The organism is Dongia sp. agr-C8 (assembly GCF_054658695.1).
This window is the reverse complement of sequence record NZ_BAAGHZ010000001.1, coordinates 1-17470: the sequence shown is the minus strand read 5'-3', so window position 1 is coordinate 17470 and position 17470 is coordinate 1. Positions and strand designations below refer to the sequence as shown.

Below are 17470 nucleotides of genomic sequence, written 5' to 3'. Positions count from 1 at the left end.
GTTAGACTGACGGCCTCGCTTATGCGGAGGATGCGATGCGTGCACTGAGATTGTTCTTGGCGGCGTGCGGTCTGGTCCTCTGCGGTGTGGCTTCCGCGCAGGATAAGCCGCCGGTCGATGTCGCCCTGGTCCTGGTGGTCGATGCCTCGGGCAGCATCGATACCGAGGAGTTCGCGCTGCAGCGCGACGGCATCGCGGGCGCCGTCAACGACGCCGAAGTGCTCGGCGCGATCAAGGGCGGGCGGCATGGCCGGATCGCCATCGCGCTGGTGGAATGGGGCACGCCGGCCGGCGCCGTGCAGGCGGTCGACTGGCATATCGTCGGCGATGAAGCCAGTGCCGGCGCCTTCGCCGATGCGGTGCGATCGGCGCCGCGCGTGATGCAGAGCTACAATGCGATCGGCGACGGCATCGTGCGCGCGACCGATGCGATCTATGCCTGTCCCTGCACGCCGACCCGCAAGGTGATCGACGTTTCCGGCGACAATCCCGATATGCGAAGCCGCGTCTCCGCGACGCTCGCCCGCGACATGGCGGTCAAGCTGGGAATCACGATCAACGCACTCGCAATCCTGCAGGACGACCGGCTCGGCCCCGGCGGCCGGCCCTGGCTGGTCGAGGTCTATGAGCAGACGGTGATCGGCGGCTTCGCGGCCTTCGTGATCCCGGCGCAGACCCGCGCCGACTTCGCCCGGGCGCTCAGGCAGAAGTTGATCCAGGAGATCGCCAGCCTCTAGCCGGCGCCGAGTGCGGCGCGCTGCTTCTGCAGGAAGGCGCGCAAGGCCGGATCAGTCTCGAGGCCGATTGCCAGCGCATAGGCATTGTCCGCGCCCTCGCGGTCGCCGAGCCGCGACAGCAGCGCCGCCCGCGCCGCCCAATAGGGCTGGTACTCGGCGATGCGCCTGTCGGCGGCGATCGCATCGAGCGCGGCGAGGCCGGCGGCGGCGCCCTGCACTTCCGCCAAGGCCACGGCGCGGTTGACCGCGACCACCGGCGAGGCAGTGAGCGCCAGCAGCCCGTCATAAAGCATGACGATGGCCGGCCAGTCGGAATGGCCGAGATGGCGGCGGGCGGCATGGGCCGATTGCACCGCGGCTTCCAACTGATAGCGGCCGATCTCGCCGAGCTGCTTCGCGCGGGTGAGCAGGGCATCGGCGTCGGTGATGGTGGCGTGGTTCCACAGCCGCATCTCCTGCTCGGTCAGCGGCACGAAGTTGCCTTGCGTATCCCGGCGTGCGTCACGGCGGGCATCGGCATGCAGCATCAGCGCCAGCAGGCCCAGGGCTTCCGCCTGGCCGGGCAGCAGCTCGACCACCAGGCGGCCGAGCCAGACCGCCTCGCCGGAGAGGTCGCGACGCTTAAGGTCCATGCCGGACCAGCCTTCGCCGAAGACCGCGTAGAGCGCGTCCAGCACGGCCTCCAGGCGCCGCGCCAGTTCCTCGCGCTCGGGGATGCGAAACGGAATGCCGGCGGCGCGGATCTTGGTCTTGGCGCGGACCAGGCGCTGGCCCATGGTCGCCGGCGCCACCAGAAAGGCCGAACCGATCGCCACCGCGTCGAAGCCGAGCACGCATTGCAGGATCAGCGGCGCGCGGATCGAAGGCTCGATCGCCGGATGGGCGCAGGCGAACATGAGCGCCAGGCGGCGGTCGGGGATTGCCGCGGGGTTGGCGGCGGCTTCCTCCAGCTCTTCCGCCATCAGCGTGAGGTGTGCTTCACCCAGCGCGGCGCTCTGCTTGCGGCGCACCGCGTCTATCGCGCGGCGCCGCGCGGCAGTGAGCAGCCAGGCTTCGGGATTGTCCGGCACGCCGTTTCGCGGCCAGTCGGCGAGCGCGCTGGCAAAGGCCTCCGCCAGGGCGTCTTCGGCCGCGGCCAGGTCGCGGCTTTGCGCGGCGAGGAAGGCGACGAGCTTGCCGTAGCTGCGGCGCGCCGCCGCTTCCGCGACGGCGCGCGCATCGCGATCCCGTCCCTCAGGAAGCCCTGGGGTCACGCGCCATGGTCCAGAGCGGGCGGACCTCGACCGTGCCATGCGCGGCGCCCGGGCAGCGGGCCGCCCAGGACAGCGCCTGATCGAGGTCCGGCACGTCGATCATGTAATAGCCGGCGAGCTGCTCGCGGGTCTCGGCATAGGGGCCGTTCAGCACCTGGGTCTTGCCGTCGCTGACCCGGACCGTGGTGGCGGTCCCGGTCGGCTGCAGCCGATCGCCGCCGACGATGACGCCGGCCTTCTGCAGCGCCTCGGTATAGGCGATATAGGGCGCCGACATCTCGGCGTCGCCGACCTGCTTGCGGATCTGCGCGCCCTTGGCCTCGTCCACATAGATCAACAGCATGTATTTCATGATTCCTCGCTCCCTTGGCTCAAGCCGGGCAGGATGCTCCGACAAAAGCGTGACGGGCGGAAGCCGGCGATTTCGACAGGCCGGGCGAGAAAACTTCAGGCCGGCGGGGCTTCCGGAATCCGGATCACCGTCCGCACGCCCTTATGCGCCGGGTCCCGGCTGATTTCCGCCTTGAGCTTGGTGCTCATCATGCCGACGATCTTCTGGCCCAGCCCCCCGCCCTTGGCCGGCGCAGCCGCATCCATCCCAACCCCGTCGTCCTCGACGACCAGCTCCACCCCGCCGCCGGCCGTGGCGCGGCAGATCACGCGGACCGGGCCGTGCTGGCCCGGGGGATAGGCGTATTTGGCAGCGTTCAAGACCAGCTCGGTCACCATCATGCCGATCGAGACGGCGCGGTCGGTGGTGGTGAGAATCGCCTCGGCCGCGACCGAGAGATGCGCGCCGGTCTCGGTGCCGAGCGCCTTCCGGAGGTCGATCACCAGGTCCTCGAGATAGCGCCCGAGGTCGATCTCGCGCACGTCGCTGCCGGTATAGAGCTGGCGATGCACGTGGCCGATCGCATTCACCCGGACCTGGGCGTTGGAGAGCGCGGTCTTGGTCTCCGGCTGCGAGGCGGCCCCCGCCTGCAGGCGCAGGAAGGCATTCACCAACTGGAGGCTGTTGCCGATGCGGTGGTTGATCTCGCGGATCAGCACCTCGCGTTCCTTGGCGAGATTCTCGAAGCGGTCGCGCGCCTCGCGGACCTCGGCTTCCGCGGCGGCATGGGCGCGGCGGATCTCGCGCTGCGCGATCGCGCCGGCGACCCCGGCGCGGAGCAGCGGCAGGAAGTCGGCGCTCGCCTCCTTGATCACGTATTCCTCGGCGCCGGCCTTCAAGGCCGCCACCGCGACCTTGCCCTCGGCCTCGCCGGTCACGTAGACCACCGGCGGCGGGTCGTCGAGCTTGGCGATCTCGCCCAGGATCGAAAGCCCGTCGCGGCCCGGCATGTGGTGGTCGAGGATGATCGCGTCGTAATGCTCCGCCACGATCCGTGCAAGGCCGGAGACGCCGTCATGCGCCATGTCCATGGAATAGCCGTTGCGCTCCAGGTCGCGCTTGACGACGAGGCAGAGGCCCTGGTCGTCGTCGATGTAGAGGACGCGCGGCATCGATCGAGACATCAGCGTTCCGATTTCAAAGCTCTGGCACCTGCACGACCGAGAAGAACAGGCCGAGCTGGCGGATCGCGTTGGCGAAGTTCTCGTAATTGACCGGCTTGGTCACATAGACGTTGGCGCCGAGGTCGTAGCAGCGCTGGATCTCGTTCTTGTCGTCGGTGGTGGTGAGGACGATCACCGGGATCCGCTCCGTCTTCGGCGTTTCCTTCAGCTTCTTCAGGATGTCGACGCCAGACATGTCGGGCAGGTTGAGATCGAGCAGCACCATGTAGGGCTTGCCGTTCTTCACGCCCGGCTTGCCGCCGCCGCCGATCAGGTAGTCCAGCGCCGGCTGGCCCGAGGCGAACTTGACGATCTCGTTGCTGACGCCGGCGCGGCGGATGTTGCGCTCGATCAGGGTCGCATGGCCCTCGTCGTCCTCGATCATGATGATCGTCAGCGGTTCCTGCTTGCTCATGCTGCCATCCCTCCCTGCGCGACCGGCTGGCGCGCCATCCACAATTTCGAAAGCACCAAGGTGAAGACCGAGCCGCCGCCGGGCGCCTCTTCGAGCTGGATCGTGCCGCCGATACGGCGCGCGAGTCCACGCGAATGCGCAAGGCCGATGCCCTCGCCCGGCTTGTCCTGGGCGCCGGCACGGCGGAACAGGTCGAACACCCGCTCGCGGTCGGCCGGCGCAATACCGCGGCCGTTGTCGATCACGCTGATCCGGAACTCGCGCGGCGTCTCCTCGGCCCTGACCTCGATCCGGCCCGGAACGCCGTCGCGCAGGTATTTCAGCGCGTTGTCGACCAGGTTGGAGAGGATCTGCTCGAGCGCCATGCGGTCGCTGCGGACCGCCGGCAGCCGGCCGACCACGAGCTCCGCCCCGGCCTCGCGCAGACGGTGCTCGACATCCGCCGCGATCACCTGCAGCACGTCGTTGAGATCGATGCGCTGGATCAGAAGCTCGCGGCGGCCGGCGCGCGACAGGGTGAGGATCGCCTTGATCAAGCCGTCCATCTTGCCGATCGAGGTCTTGATGAAATGGATCGCCTCGTCGAAATCCTTGCGCAGCACGGCGACATCCACCACGTCCGGTGCGGCCGGCGCTTCGGTGAAGTCGCTCGGACCCGCCGGTGCTTCCAGCCGCTGGAACATCTGGTCGCGCAGCACCTCGAGCTCGCTGGTGAAGCCCATGATGTTCACCAGCGGCGAGCGGAGATCGTGGGTCACGACATAGGCGAAGCGCTGCACCTCCTGGTTGGCGGCTTCCAGCTCGGCGGTGCGCTCCTGGACCCGCGCCTCCAGACCCTCGTTCAGCTCCTTCAACGCCCGCTCGCTCTCGATGATCTCGCGGGCGCTGCGGCGGAAGAGAAGATAGGAGGCATAGGCAAGGCCGCCGATCGCCAGCACGCCGGCGCTGTTCACGACGATCAGTGCCACCTGGAAGGCGGTACCGGAGCTGCGCCGTTCGTCGAGCAGGCGACGCTCCTCGGCGTTGGCGTCGCGATAGGCCTCGCCGATATCCTGCATCAGACTGAGGCCGCGGTCGGTCTTGACCGCGGCCAGCGCCTCCGCGGCGCGGCCCTGGAGCGTGAGCGTGACGGTCCCGGCCAGTTCCCCGAGCTTCTCCTCGATCAGCGGGCGCAGGCGGTCGATGGTGGCTTTCTGGGTCGGGTTGTCGCTGGTCAATTTCCCGAGCACGTCCAGCGCCGGCGAGATCCGGCCCAAGGTGGCGTTGTAGTCGTTGAGATAGGCGGCCTCGCCGGTCAGCAGGAAGCCGCGCTGGCCGCTTTCCGCCCGGCGCAGATCGGCGCGCAGGTTGGCGATGACATTGAGCACCGTCAGCGAGTGATCAACCCCGGATGTCGCCGTCAGCGACTGCCGGATCAGGATGAGCGAGATCGCCCCCATGGTGAGCACCACGGCGAATCCGACGATCAGCAGAAGCCGCTGGGCCGGAGCCCGATAGCCTTGGCGAAGCATGCTTGGGGAGGTCGCTCAATTTCGAGGGACCCCGTTGTAGATCAAATGCGCGGCCGGCGCAAAGCAGCCGCGGGACCCCGATTTTCAGAGCCAGAAGTCGTTGCGGCGGCTACCATTCGCCCTGCTTCTGGCCCCGGAAGGATTCGTCATGACCGCTTGGCCTGACCGCCGTATCCTCGATCTCTTCAACATCGAGCTGCCGATCCTGCAGGCGCCGATGGCGGGCGCCTCGACCCCGGAAATGGCGATCGCGGTCTGCGCGGCGGGCGGGCTCGGGTCCCTGCCCTGCGCGCAATACGACCTCGCCGGGGCCCGGGCGGCGCTCGCCCAGGTGCGGGCCGCGACCCAGCGGCCGGTCAATGTGAACTTCTTCTGCCACCGCATGCCGCAGCCCGATGCGGCGGAGGACCGGCGCTGGCGGGCGCGGCTGGCGGATTACTACCACGAGCTGGGCCTCGATCCGGATATGGCTTCGCCGCCGGGCGGGCGGACGCCCTTCGACGCCGCCTTCTGCGCCTGGGTCGAGGAAACCCGCCCCGAGGTCGCGAGCTTCCATTTCGGCCTGCCGGAGCCGGAATTGCTCCAGCGGGTGAAGGCTACCGGCGCCAAGGTGATCGGCTCGGCGACCACGGTCAAGGAAGCGCAATGGCTGGAAGCGAAGGGCTGCGATGCCGTCATCGCCATGGGCTATGAGGCGGGCGGGCATCGCGGCATCTTCCTAGGCGATGACCCGGCGCGCGCGATGGCGCGGCAGGTCGGGACCTTCGTCCTGGTGCCGCAGGTGGCGGACGCGGTGAAGGTGCCGGTGATCGCCGCCGGCGGCATCGCCGATGCGCGCGGCATCGTCGCGGCTCTTGCGCTCGGCGCATCGGCGGTGCAGATCGGCACCGCCTATCTCTTCACCCCGGAGGCGAAGATCCCCGCCTGGCACCGCGCGGCGCTGAAGACCGCCGCGGATGACGACACCATGGTGACCAACCTCTTCACCGGGCGGCCGGCGCGTGGGATTGCGAACCGGATCATGCGCGAGATCGGTCCGCTCTCCGCCGACGTGCCGCGCTTTCCGCTGGCCGGCGGCGCGCTCATCCCCTTGCGCAAGGTCGCGGAGGCCAAGGGATCGGGCGAGTTCAGCAATATGTGGGCGGGCCAAGCGGCGCGGCTCGGGGTCGAGATGCCGGCGGGGGAATTGACCCGCAAGCTGGCCAGTGAGGCACTGGCGCGGCTAGGCGGGTGACAGCCCGAAGCGGCCGAGGCCGGGGAGCTCGATCGCCGGCCGCCGCAGATCGAGGCGGATCGCGGCGCCCGCGATGTCGACCGCGAGGCCCTCGCGCCAGCCCAGGGTGATACCGGCATAGCCGGAAAGACTCAGCCGGAAGCCGGCGCCGTCGGCGGTCGTGCGCAACCACTTGCCGTCATAGGGATAGTCCTTGCCGATCGCCAGCGCCGGCAGGGTCGCGTCGATCTCCGGCACGGCATCGAGGATGGCCTGGATGAAGGTGTTCGAGTTCGGCCCCGGCCAAGCGCGGTAATCGCCGGCTTCGCGCAGAGGATAGGCGCGGATCGCGTCCTCGATCTGCGGAATCAGCCGCTCCGCCGCCACGCCGTCCAGCGCATAGACCGTCTCGGGCGCGCGGCCGAACCAGCGGCCGTCCGGCGCATAGCCGTTCATGCGCACGGGGAGCTCGGTCCAGGCGGTGTAGTCGTAGCGGGTATAGGCAGCGGCGCCCTTCGGCTTGTAGACCAGCCAGCAATGCACCGCGAAGACGCCGCGCCAGCGCACGGTGCGCGCGGCATAGATGCGGATCACCGCATCGCGATGCAGCAGCGGTTGCTCGAGCAGGCCGGCGCTGCTGCGATCCGCCGTGCGCCAATCCGCCTTGGCCTCGGTGCCGCCGTAATAGAGCGCGGCCGAGACGCCGATCGGGAGCGCGAAGCCGATCAGGAAGAACCACAACAGCATCGTCACCCCGCGGCGCATTCCGCCCTTACGCGACCCGTTCGATCAGGGCCTGGGCGGCCGCGGGGTTGCGGACCTTGGCGCCGGAGATGAAATAGACGAAGGCGTCGCCGCGCTTGGCCCAGTCCTTAGCGCGCTTTGCCCAGGCGTCGAGTTGCTTCGGCGGGTAGCCGGTGGTCACCTCTTCCTGGCTCTGCATGAGGCGGGCATAGGTGAAGTCGGCGGTCGCTTCGTCGATCTCCGGAAAATCCGCGTCATGGGCATAGACGATGGCGGCGTTGTGCTTGCGGCAGAGTTCGTAGAATTCCTCGCAGTTGAAGCTCGGGTTGCGTACTTCCATGGCGTGGCGCAGCGGCAGCTTGTTCACTTCCTTGGGCAGCAGCTTCAGGAAGGCACCGAAATCCTGCGCGTCGAATTTCTTGGTGCCCATGAACTGCCAGTTGATCGGCCCGAGCTTGTCGCCAAGCTCGTGCAGACCCTGGTTGATGAAGCGGGTGACCGACTCCCCCGCCCCGGCCAGCTCCTTGCGGTTGGTGCAGAAGCGCGAGGCCTTGACCGCGAAGACGAAGTCCTTCGGCGTCTCCTCGCGCCATTTGATCCAGCTCGGCGGCTTGAAGGTGGAATAATAGGTGCCGTTGATCTCGATCGAGCTGAGCTTGCTCGCGGCATATTCCAGCTCGCGCTTCTGCGAGAGATCCTTGGGATAGAACACGCCGCGCCAGGGTTCGAAGGTCCAGCCGCCGATCCCGACGCGGATCGCGCCGCCGGTGGACTTGGTCTTTGATTTCGCCGCCATGCCAGCCTCGCCTTCATCGCCTTCATCGCCTTCAGAAGACTTAGCGTGTGACGCAGCGGTTTTCCACCCGTAGCTGAAAGGAAGAGGACCTCCCCCTGGCGAGGGGGAGGTCCGGGGTCCGGTCGGAACCGTGGGATCCTGGTTCCGGCCGATTACGAGACGTCGAGGCCGTTCTCCACCGCGACTTTCACGCCGCCGGCGGCCTCGTAGATGTTGAAGAAGTGCGTCGTGTCGGTGACGCTGTCCTTGAAGCTGACGTTGGTCGCGACCGCGGTCAGGTTGAAGCCGGTCAGATCGACGTTGTCGCGGCCGCTCGAGTTGCCGCTCTGGTCGCCGATCACGTAGAGCGCGATCGAGTGCCCGCTGAGCGAGGTGCCGGTCGCCCCGGCCACCAGGTCCCCGGCATTCAGCGCGAAGGTGTTCTGGCTGAAGGATCGGTCGTTGGTGTCGCCGATATCGACCATCTCGACGCCAAGGTAGGAGTCCTTGTCGTAGGAGAAATTCGTGTTGCCGTTGGCGTTCTTGACCTGGTCGAAACCGGCGCCGCCGTCGTACTTGTCGCCGCTGCCGAACACCATGGTGTCGTCGCCGGCGCCGCCGAAGATCAGGTCGCTGCCCGATCCGCCGTCCAGCTTGTCGTCGCCGCCACCGCCGATCACGATGTCGTTGCCGCCAGCGGCATCGACGGTGGTCCCGCCGTTGCCGTAGACCACGACGATGTCGTCGCCATTGGAGCCGCTCAGCGTCCCGTTGGTGTCCTGGCTGACGGTGACATGGCCGGTGTCCTGGCCACCGGCGCCGTCGGTCATCTTGTAGTCGAAGGAGCCGCCGTTGCCGCCGCTGTCGGTGAAGCTCACGAAGCCTTCCGCGCCGGTGCCGTTGGTATGGGACGCCGAGCCGCCGCTGGCACTGAAGACGGCGGCCGCGCCCGCGATCAGGTCGAAGCTGCTCTTGCTGCTGTCCGCGTCGCTGTCGTTGTAGAGCAGCGCCCATTCCGGGATGTTGAACAGGTTGGAGCCGGCATTGGTGACGACGTTGTCGTCGTGGGCGACCGGTGCCTCGTTGGTATCCTGGATATAGATGATCGCGGTGTCGGTGGCGGTGAGATCGCCGCCGCCGGTGAAGCCCTCGTCGTTGATCTTCATGGTGAGGGTGGTCTGGCTGGACGGCGTGTCGTCGTTGTTGAAGTAGGAAACGACGCCGCCGTTGCTGCCGGCCAGCAGATTGTTGATCTGCGTGAGGGTGCCGGTGATCGTGACCGTGTCATCGCCGTTGCCGAAGACCGAGACGCCGGTCGAACCCTTGGTGATGTTGAGCTCGCCCTCGCCGACCTTGAGCGTCAAGGTCATCACGCCGTTCTTGGAGTCCACGTCGCCGATCGAGAGGCCGGTTCCCGAGAGGACCAGGCTGGTCTGCTCGACCGCGTTGTAGGTGAGCGGCGTGATGGTGGCCGTCGGCGCGTCGTTGGTCGCGTCGACATCGACCCAGATGGTGTGGCTGGTGCTGACGAGGTTGCCCTCGTCCGTCACCGTCACCGTCACGGTGCGGTCGCTGGTGGTCGGGTTGTTGCTGTCGTTGTTATAGACGATGCCGCGGAAGATGGCCTGGAACACCGCGACATCGACCGGCGCGGCGCTGGAGAGCGTGATCACGCCGTTGACGTTGCTGATCGAGATCCCGGCGTTGCTGCGCGCGGTTTCCGCCGCCGAGTTCAGCGACAGCGACTCGAGGGCGCCGTCCGGGCGGCTGGCGAGGCCGACCGTCATCGAGAGCAGCTTGCCGGTGTCGTCGGAGATGGTGGCCGAGGGCGCAATCAGGATCGCGCCGTTGTCCTCCTTGAAGAACACCTCGTGGTCGGAGCCGTAGCTGCCGCCGTTGAGGTCGGTCACCGGCTTGTCGTTGACATTGGCGACGTTGATGGTCGCGGTGTCGGTGTCGGTCTTGGCGCCGCCGGCGCCGGTCTCGCCCTTGTCGTCGACCTTGAGGGTCAGCGTGACCTGGGCCTGCGGCGAGTCGTTGGTGTTGAGATAGGTGATCTTGCCCTGGCCGCCCGCGCCGGTGCCGTGGAGCAGCGCGTTGATCTCCGCCACCGAGCCGGTGAGCTTCACCGAGCTGGTCTCGTCGTTGGCGACCGTGACGCCGCTGTTGCCTTTGGTGACATCGATGATGCCCTGACTGACCGAGAGCGTGACGGTCACGTCCTCGTTGCCGGAGTCCGCGTCGCTGATCGACATCTTGCCGGGGCCGGACAGCGTGATCACCTGGTCCTCGTTCGCCGAGTAGGGGTCCAGGAAGATGGTCGCGTCCGGCGCGTCGTTGACCGAGGTCACGCAGAGATCGATCTCGTGGGCGACGCTGTCGAAGGTGCCGTCATTCACGACCACGGTGATGTGACGGTCGGTCTCGTTCGGCGCCTGGCTGCTGTTGTTGTAGAGGATGCCCTGGAGAATGGTCTGGTAGACCGAAGTCGCGACCGGCGACCCGGAGATGGTCAGCACGCCGTTGGCGTAGGTGACGTTCAGGCCGTTGTCGTCGACCGCCTGCTGGGCGAAGACATTGAGGCTCAGCCCCTCGGTGGCATCGCCGTCCGGACGGTTGGCGAGCGTCACCGTCATGGAGTGGATGTCGCCGTCGTCCTTGACGGTGCCGCTCGGCGAGATCTGGACCGCACCGCTGTCCTCGACGAAATGCGCGCTGTTGTCGGCGCCCTGGTCGTTGCCGTTGAGGTCGGTCTCGGGGCGGGTGTTGATGTCGATCTTCAGCTTGGCGGTGGAGACGTCGCCGTCGCCGTCCTGGATCGTGTATTCGACGTAGAACGGCTTGCCGTTCGCATTCTTGGCCGGCGGCGTGTAGGTGTAGGTGCCGTCGTCATTGATCAACAGCGATCCGCGGCCGGCGCCGAGGTCGATCGTGTGCTCGTGGGTGGTCGCGTTGAAGACATAGTTGATGCTGTCATACGAGACCATGGTGAGCTTGCCTGCGCCGTAATCGTCGGCGCCCGACACGTCGTTGTCGAGCACGTTGCCGATGATCGGGCTCACCGTCGGCGTCATGGCGTTGTTCAGGCTGCTGAGCAGCGTCCCGACATTCCCGGTCGAACTGATGCCGAGGAGGTTGTCCTCCTGGCCGGTCGGCGCGGTATCGGTGTCGGGATAGGAAATCGCGCTGAGGTCGGCCGTCTCGCTGCCGCTCAGGCTGCCGATGCCGACGGCAAAGACATTGGTGATGTCGTTGGCGTTGACGAAGTCGGTCCATTCCTGGATCGAAACCTGCGAGGCGCCGTTGCCCTCGTCGGTGATGCCGGGATCGCTGTGCGGCTCGTTCGGGTTGCCGTCGGAGAAGAAGTAGACCAGGGACTGGTCGCCCTGCGGCAGCGGACGCGCGTCGTCGAAGGCGCCCATCGCCTCAGTCAGGGCCTTGTCGTAGTTGGTGTTGCCGCCGCCGTTGTCGAAGTTGTCGCTGTCCTTCACGTAGTTGAGCGCGTCGGCCGCGGTCATCCAGACGCTGTGGGAAGCGTTGTCGTCGAACAGCACGAACTGGACGTTCTGGATCTCGGGATGCGCGTTCAGCATCTGCTCGATCGAGTAGCGGACCAGGCCGATCGCGTTGTCCGGATAGCCGGAGACGCCGGTGTGGTAGTTCTCCATGCTGCCGGAGACGTCGATGATGAACTGCACATCGGTGGTCGGCGGTTGGGGTTCGTTGAGCCCGAGGGTGTCGCAGTTCGCGGTCGGCTCGTCATCGACGATGTCGATCTTCAGGGTCGCGGTGGCTTCCTCGTCATCGACATCGGTGACCTTGATCTCGAAGCTGACGGAGCTGGTGCTGTTGGCGTCGGTGTTGTCCTTGAGGACATAGGTGTAGCTGAGCGCGCCGCTCGATTCGTCGAAGCCGGTCAGCGTCAGCTTGCCGGTCGCGTCCTCGATCTCGTGCGGGTTGGCGCCGAGGTCCTTGAGCTCGGCCAGCGTCAGCGTGCTGCCGCCGATCTCCAGGGTCCTGATGCCGTCCGGGGCGGTGATGGTGACGGTGCCGCCGGTCTGCTCGGAATCCGCCGCGGCATTGCTGCCTTCGGGCTCGGCGCCGCGGGCCGGGAGACCGGCTTCGTAGACCGTGGTCTCGGCGCCGCGGGCCGGCAGATGGATGTCCACCTCGGCATCGTTGATGCGGACAGTGAGGGTGGCGGTGCTGGTGTCGCCGTCGCCGTCCTTCAGCGTGTAGGTGAAGACGTCGTCGACGCCGCCCGCGCTATAGGCATCGCGGGTATAGGTATAGCTGCCGTCGGCGTTGAGCGTGAGCTTGCCGTACTGGCCCTGGATCTCCGTGCCGACCTTGTCGTTCTCGCCGCCGGAACCGGTTCCGGCAAAGACGCCGGCGACCTGCGCATGGTCGGCGCCTTCCGAGTCCTGGCCGGAGGCGGGGATGATGTCGCCGGCGCCGGTGATCACGTTGCCGGAGATCGGGTCGTGGCTGCCGGCTGAGACGGTGGTGCTGTCGTCGCGCGCGACCGGCATGTCGTCGTTGACGTCGATGTTGATCGCCGCATCGACCCAGTCGCCGTCGTCGTCATAGGCGCTGACGTGGAACTCGAGCGGGATGGTGTTCTCGGGCTGCTCCACCACCAGCGCCGAGGTGCCGGTCTCGCCGCCGAAGATCGAATCGCCATGGTCGAGCGGGCCCTTGAGCTCGAAGCTGAAGTGGCCGGTATCCTGGTCGAGGGTCAGGGTGAAGACGGTGCAGCCCGGGATCGGATCGGTCGGGGTCTCGTCGCTGACCTCGCTCTCGACCAGGCCCTGCTGCTTCGCATCGGCGATGCCGACGGTCAGGTGGTCGCCGCTGACCGAGAGCACGACCAGGGTCTGGCCGCCGGAGGTCAGGCCGTGATCGCCGTAGGGGAAGGCCTGGCCGAGCTGATACTGCGTGGTGTCGAGCACGAAAGCCTGCTTGTCGCCCTCGCCTTTGACGTCGCTGTTTGCCGCGCCGTCGGCGCCGAAGTTGACGTTGATGCAGCCGGTGACGCATTTGCCGCCGCCGGTGTCGCCGTTCTCGCCGGGATTGTTGTTGCCGTCGGCGCCCTTGTCGTGGGCGCCGCCGCGGATCCAATCCTCGTCGATCAGGCCGGTGTTGCTGCCGCCGGCGACGACGCTTTCGCGCGCCGGCGTCTTCATGTCGTGCTGGTTATGATAGGCGACGTCCTCGAGGATCGGCACGTCGTCGCTGAAGCTCGCCTTGAAGCTGCCGTCGGTCGAGGGTGACGTGGGCTCCGGCGGAAGGTCGTTGCTCACGCCGCCCTCGAGCGGCTGCTCCTGCTGCTCCGGGTTCGGCGCCGGGCCGTCATAGACCTTGAACAGGATCTCGATGTCCATCGAGTCCTTGCCGGCATCGCCCTCGCCGGCACCCGGATGGTCGAGACGGTTGATCAGGAAGGTCTGGATCACGAAATGGCCGTCGGCGTCCGGGCCCTCGACATGGACCACGGCAACCAGTGCGTCGTCGGACTCGCGGCGCAGGAACATCGTATGGCCGTCGTCGCGGAACTCGGGCTTGAGATCGCTGTGGTTCGACTGCACGCCGTCGGCGATGCCGGTCAGCACCAGATCGCCGGTCTCGCCAGTGAAGTTGACGTCGACCGTGGTGGTCTTGCTGGTCTGGTCGAGATATTCCTGGAAATCGCCGCCGGTGACGCCGGTGCCGTGGAAGTCGGCCCAGCCGGCATACATCGCCTGGCCCGGATGCTCGACCGCGTCCTGGTATTCCTGCAGGAAGGTTTCGAAGCTGCCGATCGGGGTGGTCTGCGCGGGGTCGCGCAGGAAGCCCTCGCCGAAGGTGCCCGAGATCGCGCCGACGCTGAAGCCGAAGGTATCGGCGGTCACCAGGGTGTCGGCGAAGTCGTTGCGGATGCTGGCGTCGATGGTCCGATAGCCGAGCTCGGTCTGGTCCTGGGTGCCGACCGAGTCCAACCCGCCGAGGCCGGCGCCGTCCTCGAGCTGGGACAGGATTGCGCCCGTGTTGTCGGCGCCCTGCCCGCCCTGGCCGGCATCGCCCGGGCCCGCGGCGGTCTGGATGTCGATGGTGGGATCGGTCGAGGCGAGGATGGTCGCGATGTCGATCGGCTGGTTGTCGGCGCCCTCGATGGTGACCGGCACCTGCTGGTTGGCGTCGACATAGCCCTGGAGGATGACCGTGACCTCGCCGACGCGGATCGCCAGGTTGCCGTCGCCTTCCCGCGCCATCAGCGCGGCATCGGCCGCGAAGGGCTGCGGGAGCTCGACGGTGCTGCCGGGGGCGACCTCGACCCGGATCACCACCGGTCCGGTGGCCGCCTGCGGCGCGGCCACCTGGATGGTCTGGCCGGGGGCCGAGGCCTGGGTCGCCTGGGCCAGCTGGACGCTGCCGAACAGGCTGTCCTGCTCCGCGCCGTGCTCGAAGAAGCCGTCGCCGGAAGCCTGGTTGGCCTGGACCGGATTGCTGAGATCGTTCGCCATATCACCCCGCGCCCGCAGGCGCTCCCTTCACCGCGTGGTCGGAGCGGCGCTCCCGTCACCACGAATGGCGGGGAGGTTAATTCGGAGGTAGTCCGAAGGTGGGGGCGAGAGGTTGGTTAATATTTATACCATAATGTGAGTCAGCGGGGTTTGCGCAAAAATACCTGCAAATTCTCGTTAATCTTCGTAAATCCATACCTCAGGGGATGAGGCTTGCGGCTCCTATGGAAAGGGGGACCTCCCCTATGGCGAGGGGAGGTCCCTACCGGAACGGAGCACTCTGTCAGGGGCTCTCCGCCCGGGATCAGCTGACGTCGAGATTCTGCTCGATCGCCACCTTGACCGCCGGGTTGGCGGTGGTGGCGTAGACATCATAGGTGTGCGAGGCGTTGGTGATCGGATCGACGAAGCTGCCGGTGGCGAGCTTGGCGCCGAAGCCGGTCATGACCACGTTGTCGTGGTCGGCGGTGGTCGGCCCGGCGGTGTCGCCGATGACGAAGAAGTTGATCTGGTGGCCGGCGACCGTGCCGACCGTCGTACCGCCGTTGGCGGCGATCACATCGGTGGCACTCAGCGCGAGGGTGTTCTGGCCGGCGCCGGTGCGGTCGCTGCTGTCGCCGAGGTCGATCATCTCGATGCCGATGAACCTGGCGCTGTCGTAGGTCAGCGAGGTGCCGCCGCTGGTCACCTGGACCCGGTCGAAGCCGGCGCCGCCGTCATACTTGTCGGCGCTGTCGTAGAGCATGGTGTCGTTGCCGGCATCGCCGAAGATGAAATCGTTGCCGCCGGCGCCGTTGAGCGTGTCGTTGCCGCTGCCGCCGTGGATGGTGTCGTTGCCGGCGCCGCCGGTGAAGGTATGGGCCTGGCCGTCGTCGGTCTGCAGGTTGATGCCGATATACTGCCCCTTCGAAGTGTCGCCGTCGCCATCGGTCAGCGTGGTCTCGAACTTGGCGTCGAGATCGACGCCGGTCGAGGTGTTCAGCACCTTGGCGGCCGTGACCGCGAAGTCGTTGGCCTTGCTGTCGGCCGCCTCGATCAGCAGGCGGTCGAAGCCGGTCGCCTCGTCGATCTGGATGACGTCGCCGGCCTGCAGGCCGTTGATGGTGGCGACGCCGGAGGTGAAGGTGATGGTGAGGGTCGAGGTGATGTCATTCCCGCCCCGGAACACCACCAGCTCGCCGGCGGCGAGCATCACCGCCGTCTGGAGCAGGAAATCGGCATTCGTGGTGGCGGTGTTGTTGGCCTGGGTCGTGACGTCAAAGGCCGACAGCTTGACGTTGGTCGTCCCGCCGCCCTGGACCTGGGCGACGGTGAACTGGAAGTCCTGGACCTGGTAGTGGCTGGCGAAGTTGTAGCTGCCGGCGTCGGTGACCAGGCCGTTGACGAAATCCATGCGGATCGCCTCGCCGAAATCGATCCACTGGTTGTTGGAGCCGATGTCGTTCTTCGAGCTGTTGACCGTCTCGCCCGTGGTCCTGGAGGTGTAGAGCAGATCCCGGGTCGTTGCATCGCCGGCATCGGCGCCGACGCCGAGCCAGCTGCCGTTGCCGGCCTTGGCGTTGCTCAAGTCGGTGAAGTCGATCTTGGCGCCGTTGTCGATCGGCTTCAGCAGATCGAACTCGTAGCGATCGGCAGCGCCGTCGAGCTTGACGGTGAAGACCGTGGTCTCGCCGGAGTCGATCTTGCCGTTGTTGTTAACGTCGGCGATGCCGGTCAGGGTGGTGGTGCCGAAGCCGGTCAGCAGGATGTTGTGGGTCTGGTAGAGCATCGGCGTGGTGCCGTCGGCCAGCATCGCCTTGGAACCGTCGGTGCCGCCGCTGAACACGATCGCGCCGTAGCCGTCGGCGCCGGTATGGCCGGCGATGTCGAGCCCGCCGGTGATGGTGCCGCCCAGGTTGGAATTCAACAGGCTCTGGTCGACCGGGTTGAAGGCCTGAGGCACGTCGTCGATCACGTTGATCTTGATCGTGTCGGTGGCCTTGTTGCCGAAGGCATCCTGGATCTGGATGTTGAAGACCTCGGCATCCAATACCGTGTTGGCGCCGGCGATCGCACCCGAGTTCATGTTGGTGGTGAGGGTGTAGGTGAAGCTGCCGTCGGCATCGACATGCAGCTTGCCGAAGCTGCCGGTATAGTCGCCGGCGGTCGCGGTGATGCCCGGGTCGAGCGTGAGCTTGCCGGTCTTGGTCTCATCCGGCGAGGACGGGTTGGAGCCGGTCTTGGTGCTGGCGGCGAGATCCAGCGGATCCTGGGTGGTGTCGAGGGCCGCCTCGTTGACCGTCACGATCTGGGTGTCGGTCTTCAGGGCCACGTTGTTGACGGTGATGTCGAGCGTGGTCGTGGACGTGTCGCCGTCGCCGTCCTGGATCGTGTAGACGAAATGATCCACGCCCGAGACATTCGGCTTGGCGGTGTAGGTGTAGCTGCCGTCGGCCTGCAGCTTCAGCGTGCCGAGGCTGGTGACGATGTCGGTGTTAAGGCTGCCGGAAACCGGCGAAGCGGTATTGCTGCCGGTGGCCACGCCGACCACGCCCGAGCCCGACTTGCCGTCGGCGCCGAATACATCGTTGGTCTCGACATTGCCGCTGGTCGAGGCACCGGCGTTGAGGGATTTGGTGTCGAGCGTGGCCGTGGGTACGTCGTCGATGACATCGACCTTCACGGTATCGACCGAGGTGTTGCCCTTGTCGTCGGTGATGGTGATGTCGAAGCTCTCGGCATTGAGCACCGTGTTGGTGCCGGGGTTCGGGCCGGAGTTGAGGTTG

11 protein-coding genes are annotated in these 17470 nt (G+C 66.9%); 2 read left to right on the top strand and 9 right to left on the bottom strand.

Annotated features, from left to right (window positions below):
• Positions 1 to 35 precede the first annotated feature (35 nt).
• Positions 36 to 737 (top strand): DUF1194 domain-containing protein, encoded by a 702-nt coding sequence (locus ACYQ4T_RS00055; protein WP_459849678.1) that lies wholly within the window; start codon positions 36 to 38, stop codon positions 735 to 737.
• On the opposite strand, the gene ACYQ4T_RS00050 is transcribed toward ACYQ4T_RS00055, so the two are convergent.
• The 5 genes from ACYQ4T_RS00050 to ACYQ4T_RS00030 all read right to left on the bottom strand — a co-directional run bounded on the left by ACYQ4T_RS00050 (position 734) and on the right by ACYQ4T_RS00030 (position 5470).
• On the bottom strand, positions 734 to 1990 hold the full coding sequence (locus ACYQ4T_RS00050) for an RNA polymerase sigma factor (RefSeq protein WP_459849676.1): 1257 nt from the start codon (positions 1988 to 1990) through the stop codon (positions 734 to 736). The genes ACYQ4T_RS00055 and ACYQ4T_RS00050 overlap by 4 nt on opposite strands.
• On the bottom strand, positions 1971 to 2342 hold the full coding sequence (locus ACYQ4T_RS00045) for a YciI family protein (RefSeq protein WP_459849673.1): 372 nt from the start codon (positions 2340 to 2342) through the stop codon (positions 1971 to 1973). Before ACYQ4T_RS00045 ends, ACYQ4T_RS00050 begins: the two co-directional genes overlap by 20 nt.
• 95 nt (positions 2343 to 2437) lie before the next feature.
• The gene (locus ACYQ4T_RS00040) at positions 2438 to 3505 is read right to left on the bottom strand and encodes a response regulator (RefSeq protein WP_459849670.1); all 1068 of its coding nucleotides are present in this window, start codon (positions 3503 to 3505) and stop codon (positions 2438 to 2440) included.
• A 13-nt stretch (positions 3506 to 3518) separates the two neighbouring features.
• Positions 3519 to 3959, bottom strand: a complete 441-nt coding sequence (locus ACYQ4T_RS00035) for a response regulator (RefSeq protein ID WP_459849667.1) — start codon at positions 3957 to 3959, stop codon at positions 3519 to 3521.
• Positions 3956 to 5470, bottom strand: coding sequence for a sensor histidine kinase (locus ACYQ4T_RS00030; RefSeq protein WP_459849664.1), 1515 nt, complete (start codon positions 5468 to 5470; stop codon positions 3956 to 3958). The genes ACYQ4T_RS00035 and ACYQ4T_RS00030 overlap by 4 nt, the downstream gene beginning before the upstream one ends.
• A 148-nt stretch (positions 5471 to 5618) precedes the next feature.
• On the opposite strand from ACYQ4T_RS00030, the gene ACYQ4T_RS00025 reads away from it, so the two are divergent.
• Positions 5619 to 6704: an NAD(P)H-dependent flavin oxidoreductase gene (locus tag ACYQ4T_RS00025; RefSeq protein ID WP_459849661.1), complete on the top strand. Its 1086-nt coding sequence runs from the start codon at positions 5619 to 5621 to the stop codon at positions 6702 to 6704.
• Here the strand turns inward: ACYQ4T_RS00025 and ACYQ4T_RS00020 are convergent.
• The 4 genes from ACYQ4T_RS00020 to ACYQ4T_RS00005 all read right to left on the bottom strand — a co-directional run.
• Positions 6693 to 7430 carry a DUF3750 domain-containing protein gene (locus tag ACYQ4T_RS00020; RefSeq protein WP_459849658.1) on the bottom strand — a complete coding sequence of 246 codons (738 nt, stop codon included), beginning with the start codon at positions 7428 to 7430 and terminating at the stop codon, positions 6693 to 6695. The two genes, ACYQ4T_RS00025 and ACYQ4T_RS00020, sit on opposite strands and share 12 nt — an antisense overlap.
• 25 nt (positions 7431 to 7455) lie before the next feature.
• The gene (locus ACYQ4T_RS00015) at positions 7456 to 8223 is read right to left on the bottom strand and encodes a DUF72 domain-containing protein (RefSeq protein WP_459849655.1); all 768 of its coding nucleotides are present in this window, start codon (positions 8221 to 8223) and stop codon (positions 7456 to 7458) included.
• A gap of 152 nt (positions 8224 to 8375) precedes the next feature.
• Positions 8376 to 14705, bottom strand: coding sequence for an Ig-like domain-containing protein (locus ACYQ4T_RS00010; RefSeq protein WP_459849653.1), 6330 nt, complete (start codon positions 14703 to 14705; stop codon positions 8376 to 8378).
• A gap of 304 nt (positions 14706 to 15009) precedes the next feature.
• On the bottom strand, positions 15010 to 17470 hold a 2461-nt coding region (locus ACYQ4T_RS00005), incomplete at its 5' end, for a beta strand repeat-containing protein (RefSeq protein WP_459849650.1).

Coding starts and splice junctions, on each gene's coding strand:
- ACYQ4T_RS00015 (WP_459849655.1), bottom strand. CDS start 8,223: ATGGCGGCGAAATCAAAGACCAAGTCCACCGGCGGCGCGATCCGCGTC.
- ACYQ4T_RS00030 (WP_459849664.1), bottom strand. CDS start 5,470: ATGCTTCGCCAAGGCTATCGGGCTCCGGCCCAGCGGCTTCTGCTGATC.
- ACYQ4T_RS00020 (WP_459849658.1), bottom strand. CDS start 7,430: ATGCTGTTGTGGTTCTTCCTGATCGGCTTCGCGCTCCCGATCGGCGTC.
- ACYQ4T_RS00035 (WP_459849667.1), bottom strand. CDS start 3,959: ATGAGCAAGCAGGAACCGCTGACGATCATCATGATCGAGGACGACGAG.
- ACYQ4T_RS00045 (WP_459849673.1), bottom strand. CDS start 2,342: ATGAAATACATGCTGTTGATCTATGTGGACGAGGCCAAGGGCGCGCAG.
- ACYQ4T_RS00025 (WP_459849661.1), top strand. CDS start 5,619: ATGACCGCTTGGCCTGACCGCCGTATCCTCGATCTCTTCAACATCGAG.
- ACYQ4T_RS00055 (WP_459849678.1), top strand. CDS start 36: ATGCGTGCACTGAGATTGTTCTTGGCGGCGTGCGGTCTGGTCCTCTGC.
- ACYQ4T_RS00010 (WP_459849653.1), bottom strand. CDS start 14,705: ATGGCGAACGATCTCAGCAATCCGGTCCAGGCCAACCAGGCTTCCGGC.
- ACYQ4T_RS00040 (WP_459849670.1), bottom strand. CDS start 3,505: ATGTCTCGATCGATGCCGCGCGTCCTCTACATCGACGACGACCAGGGC.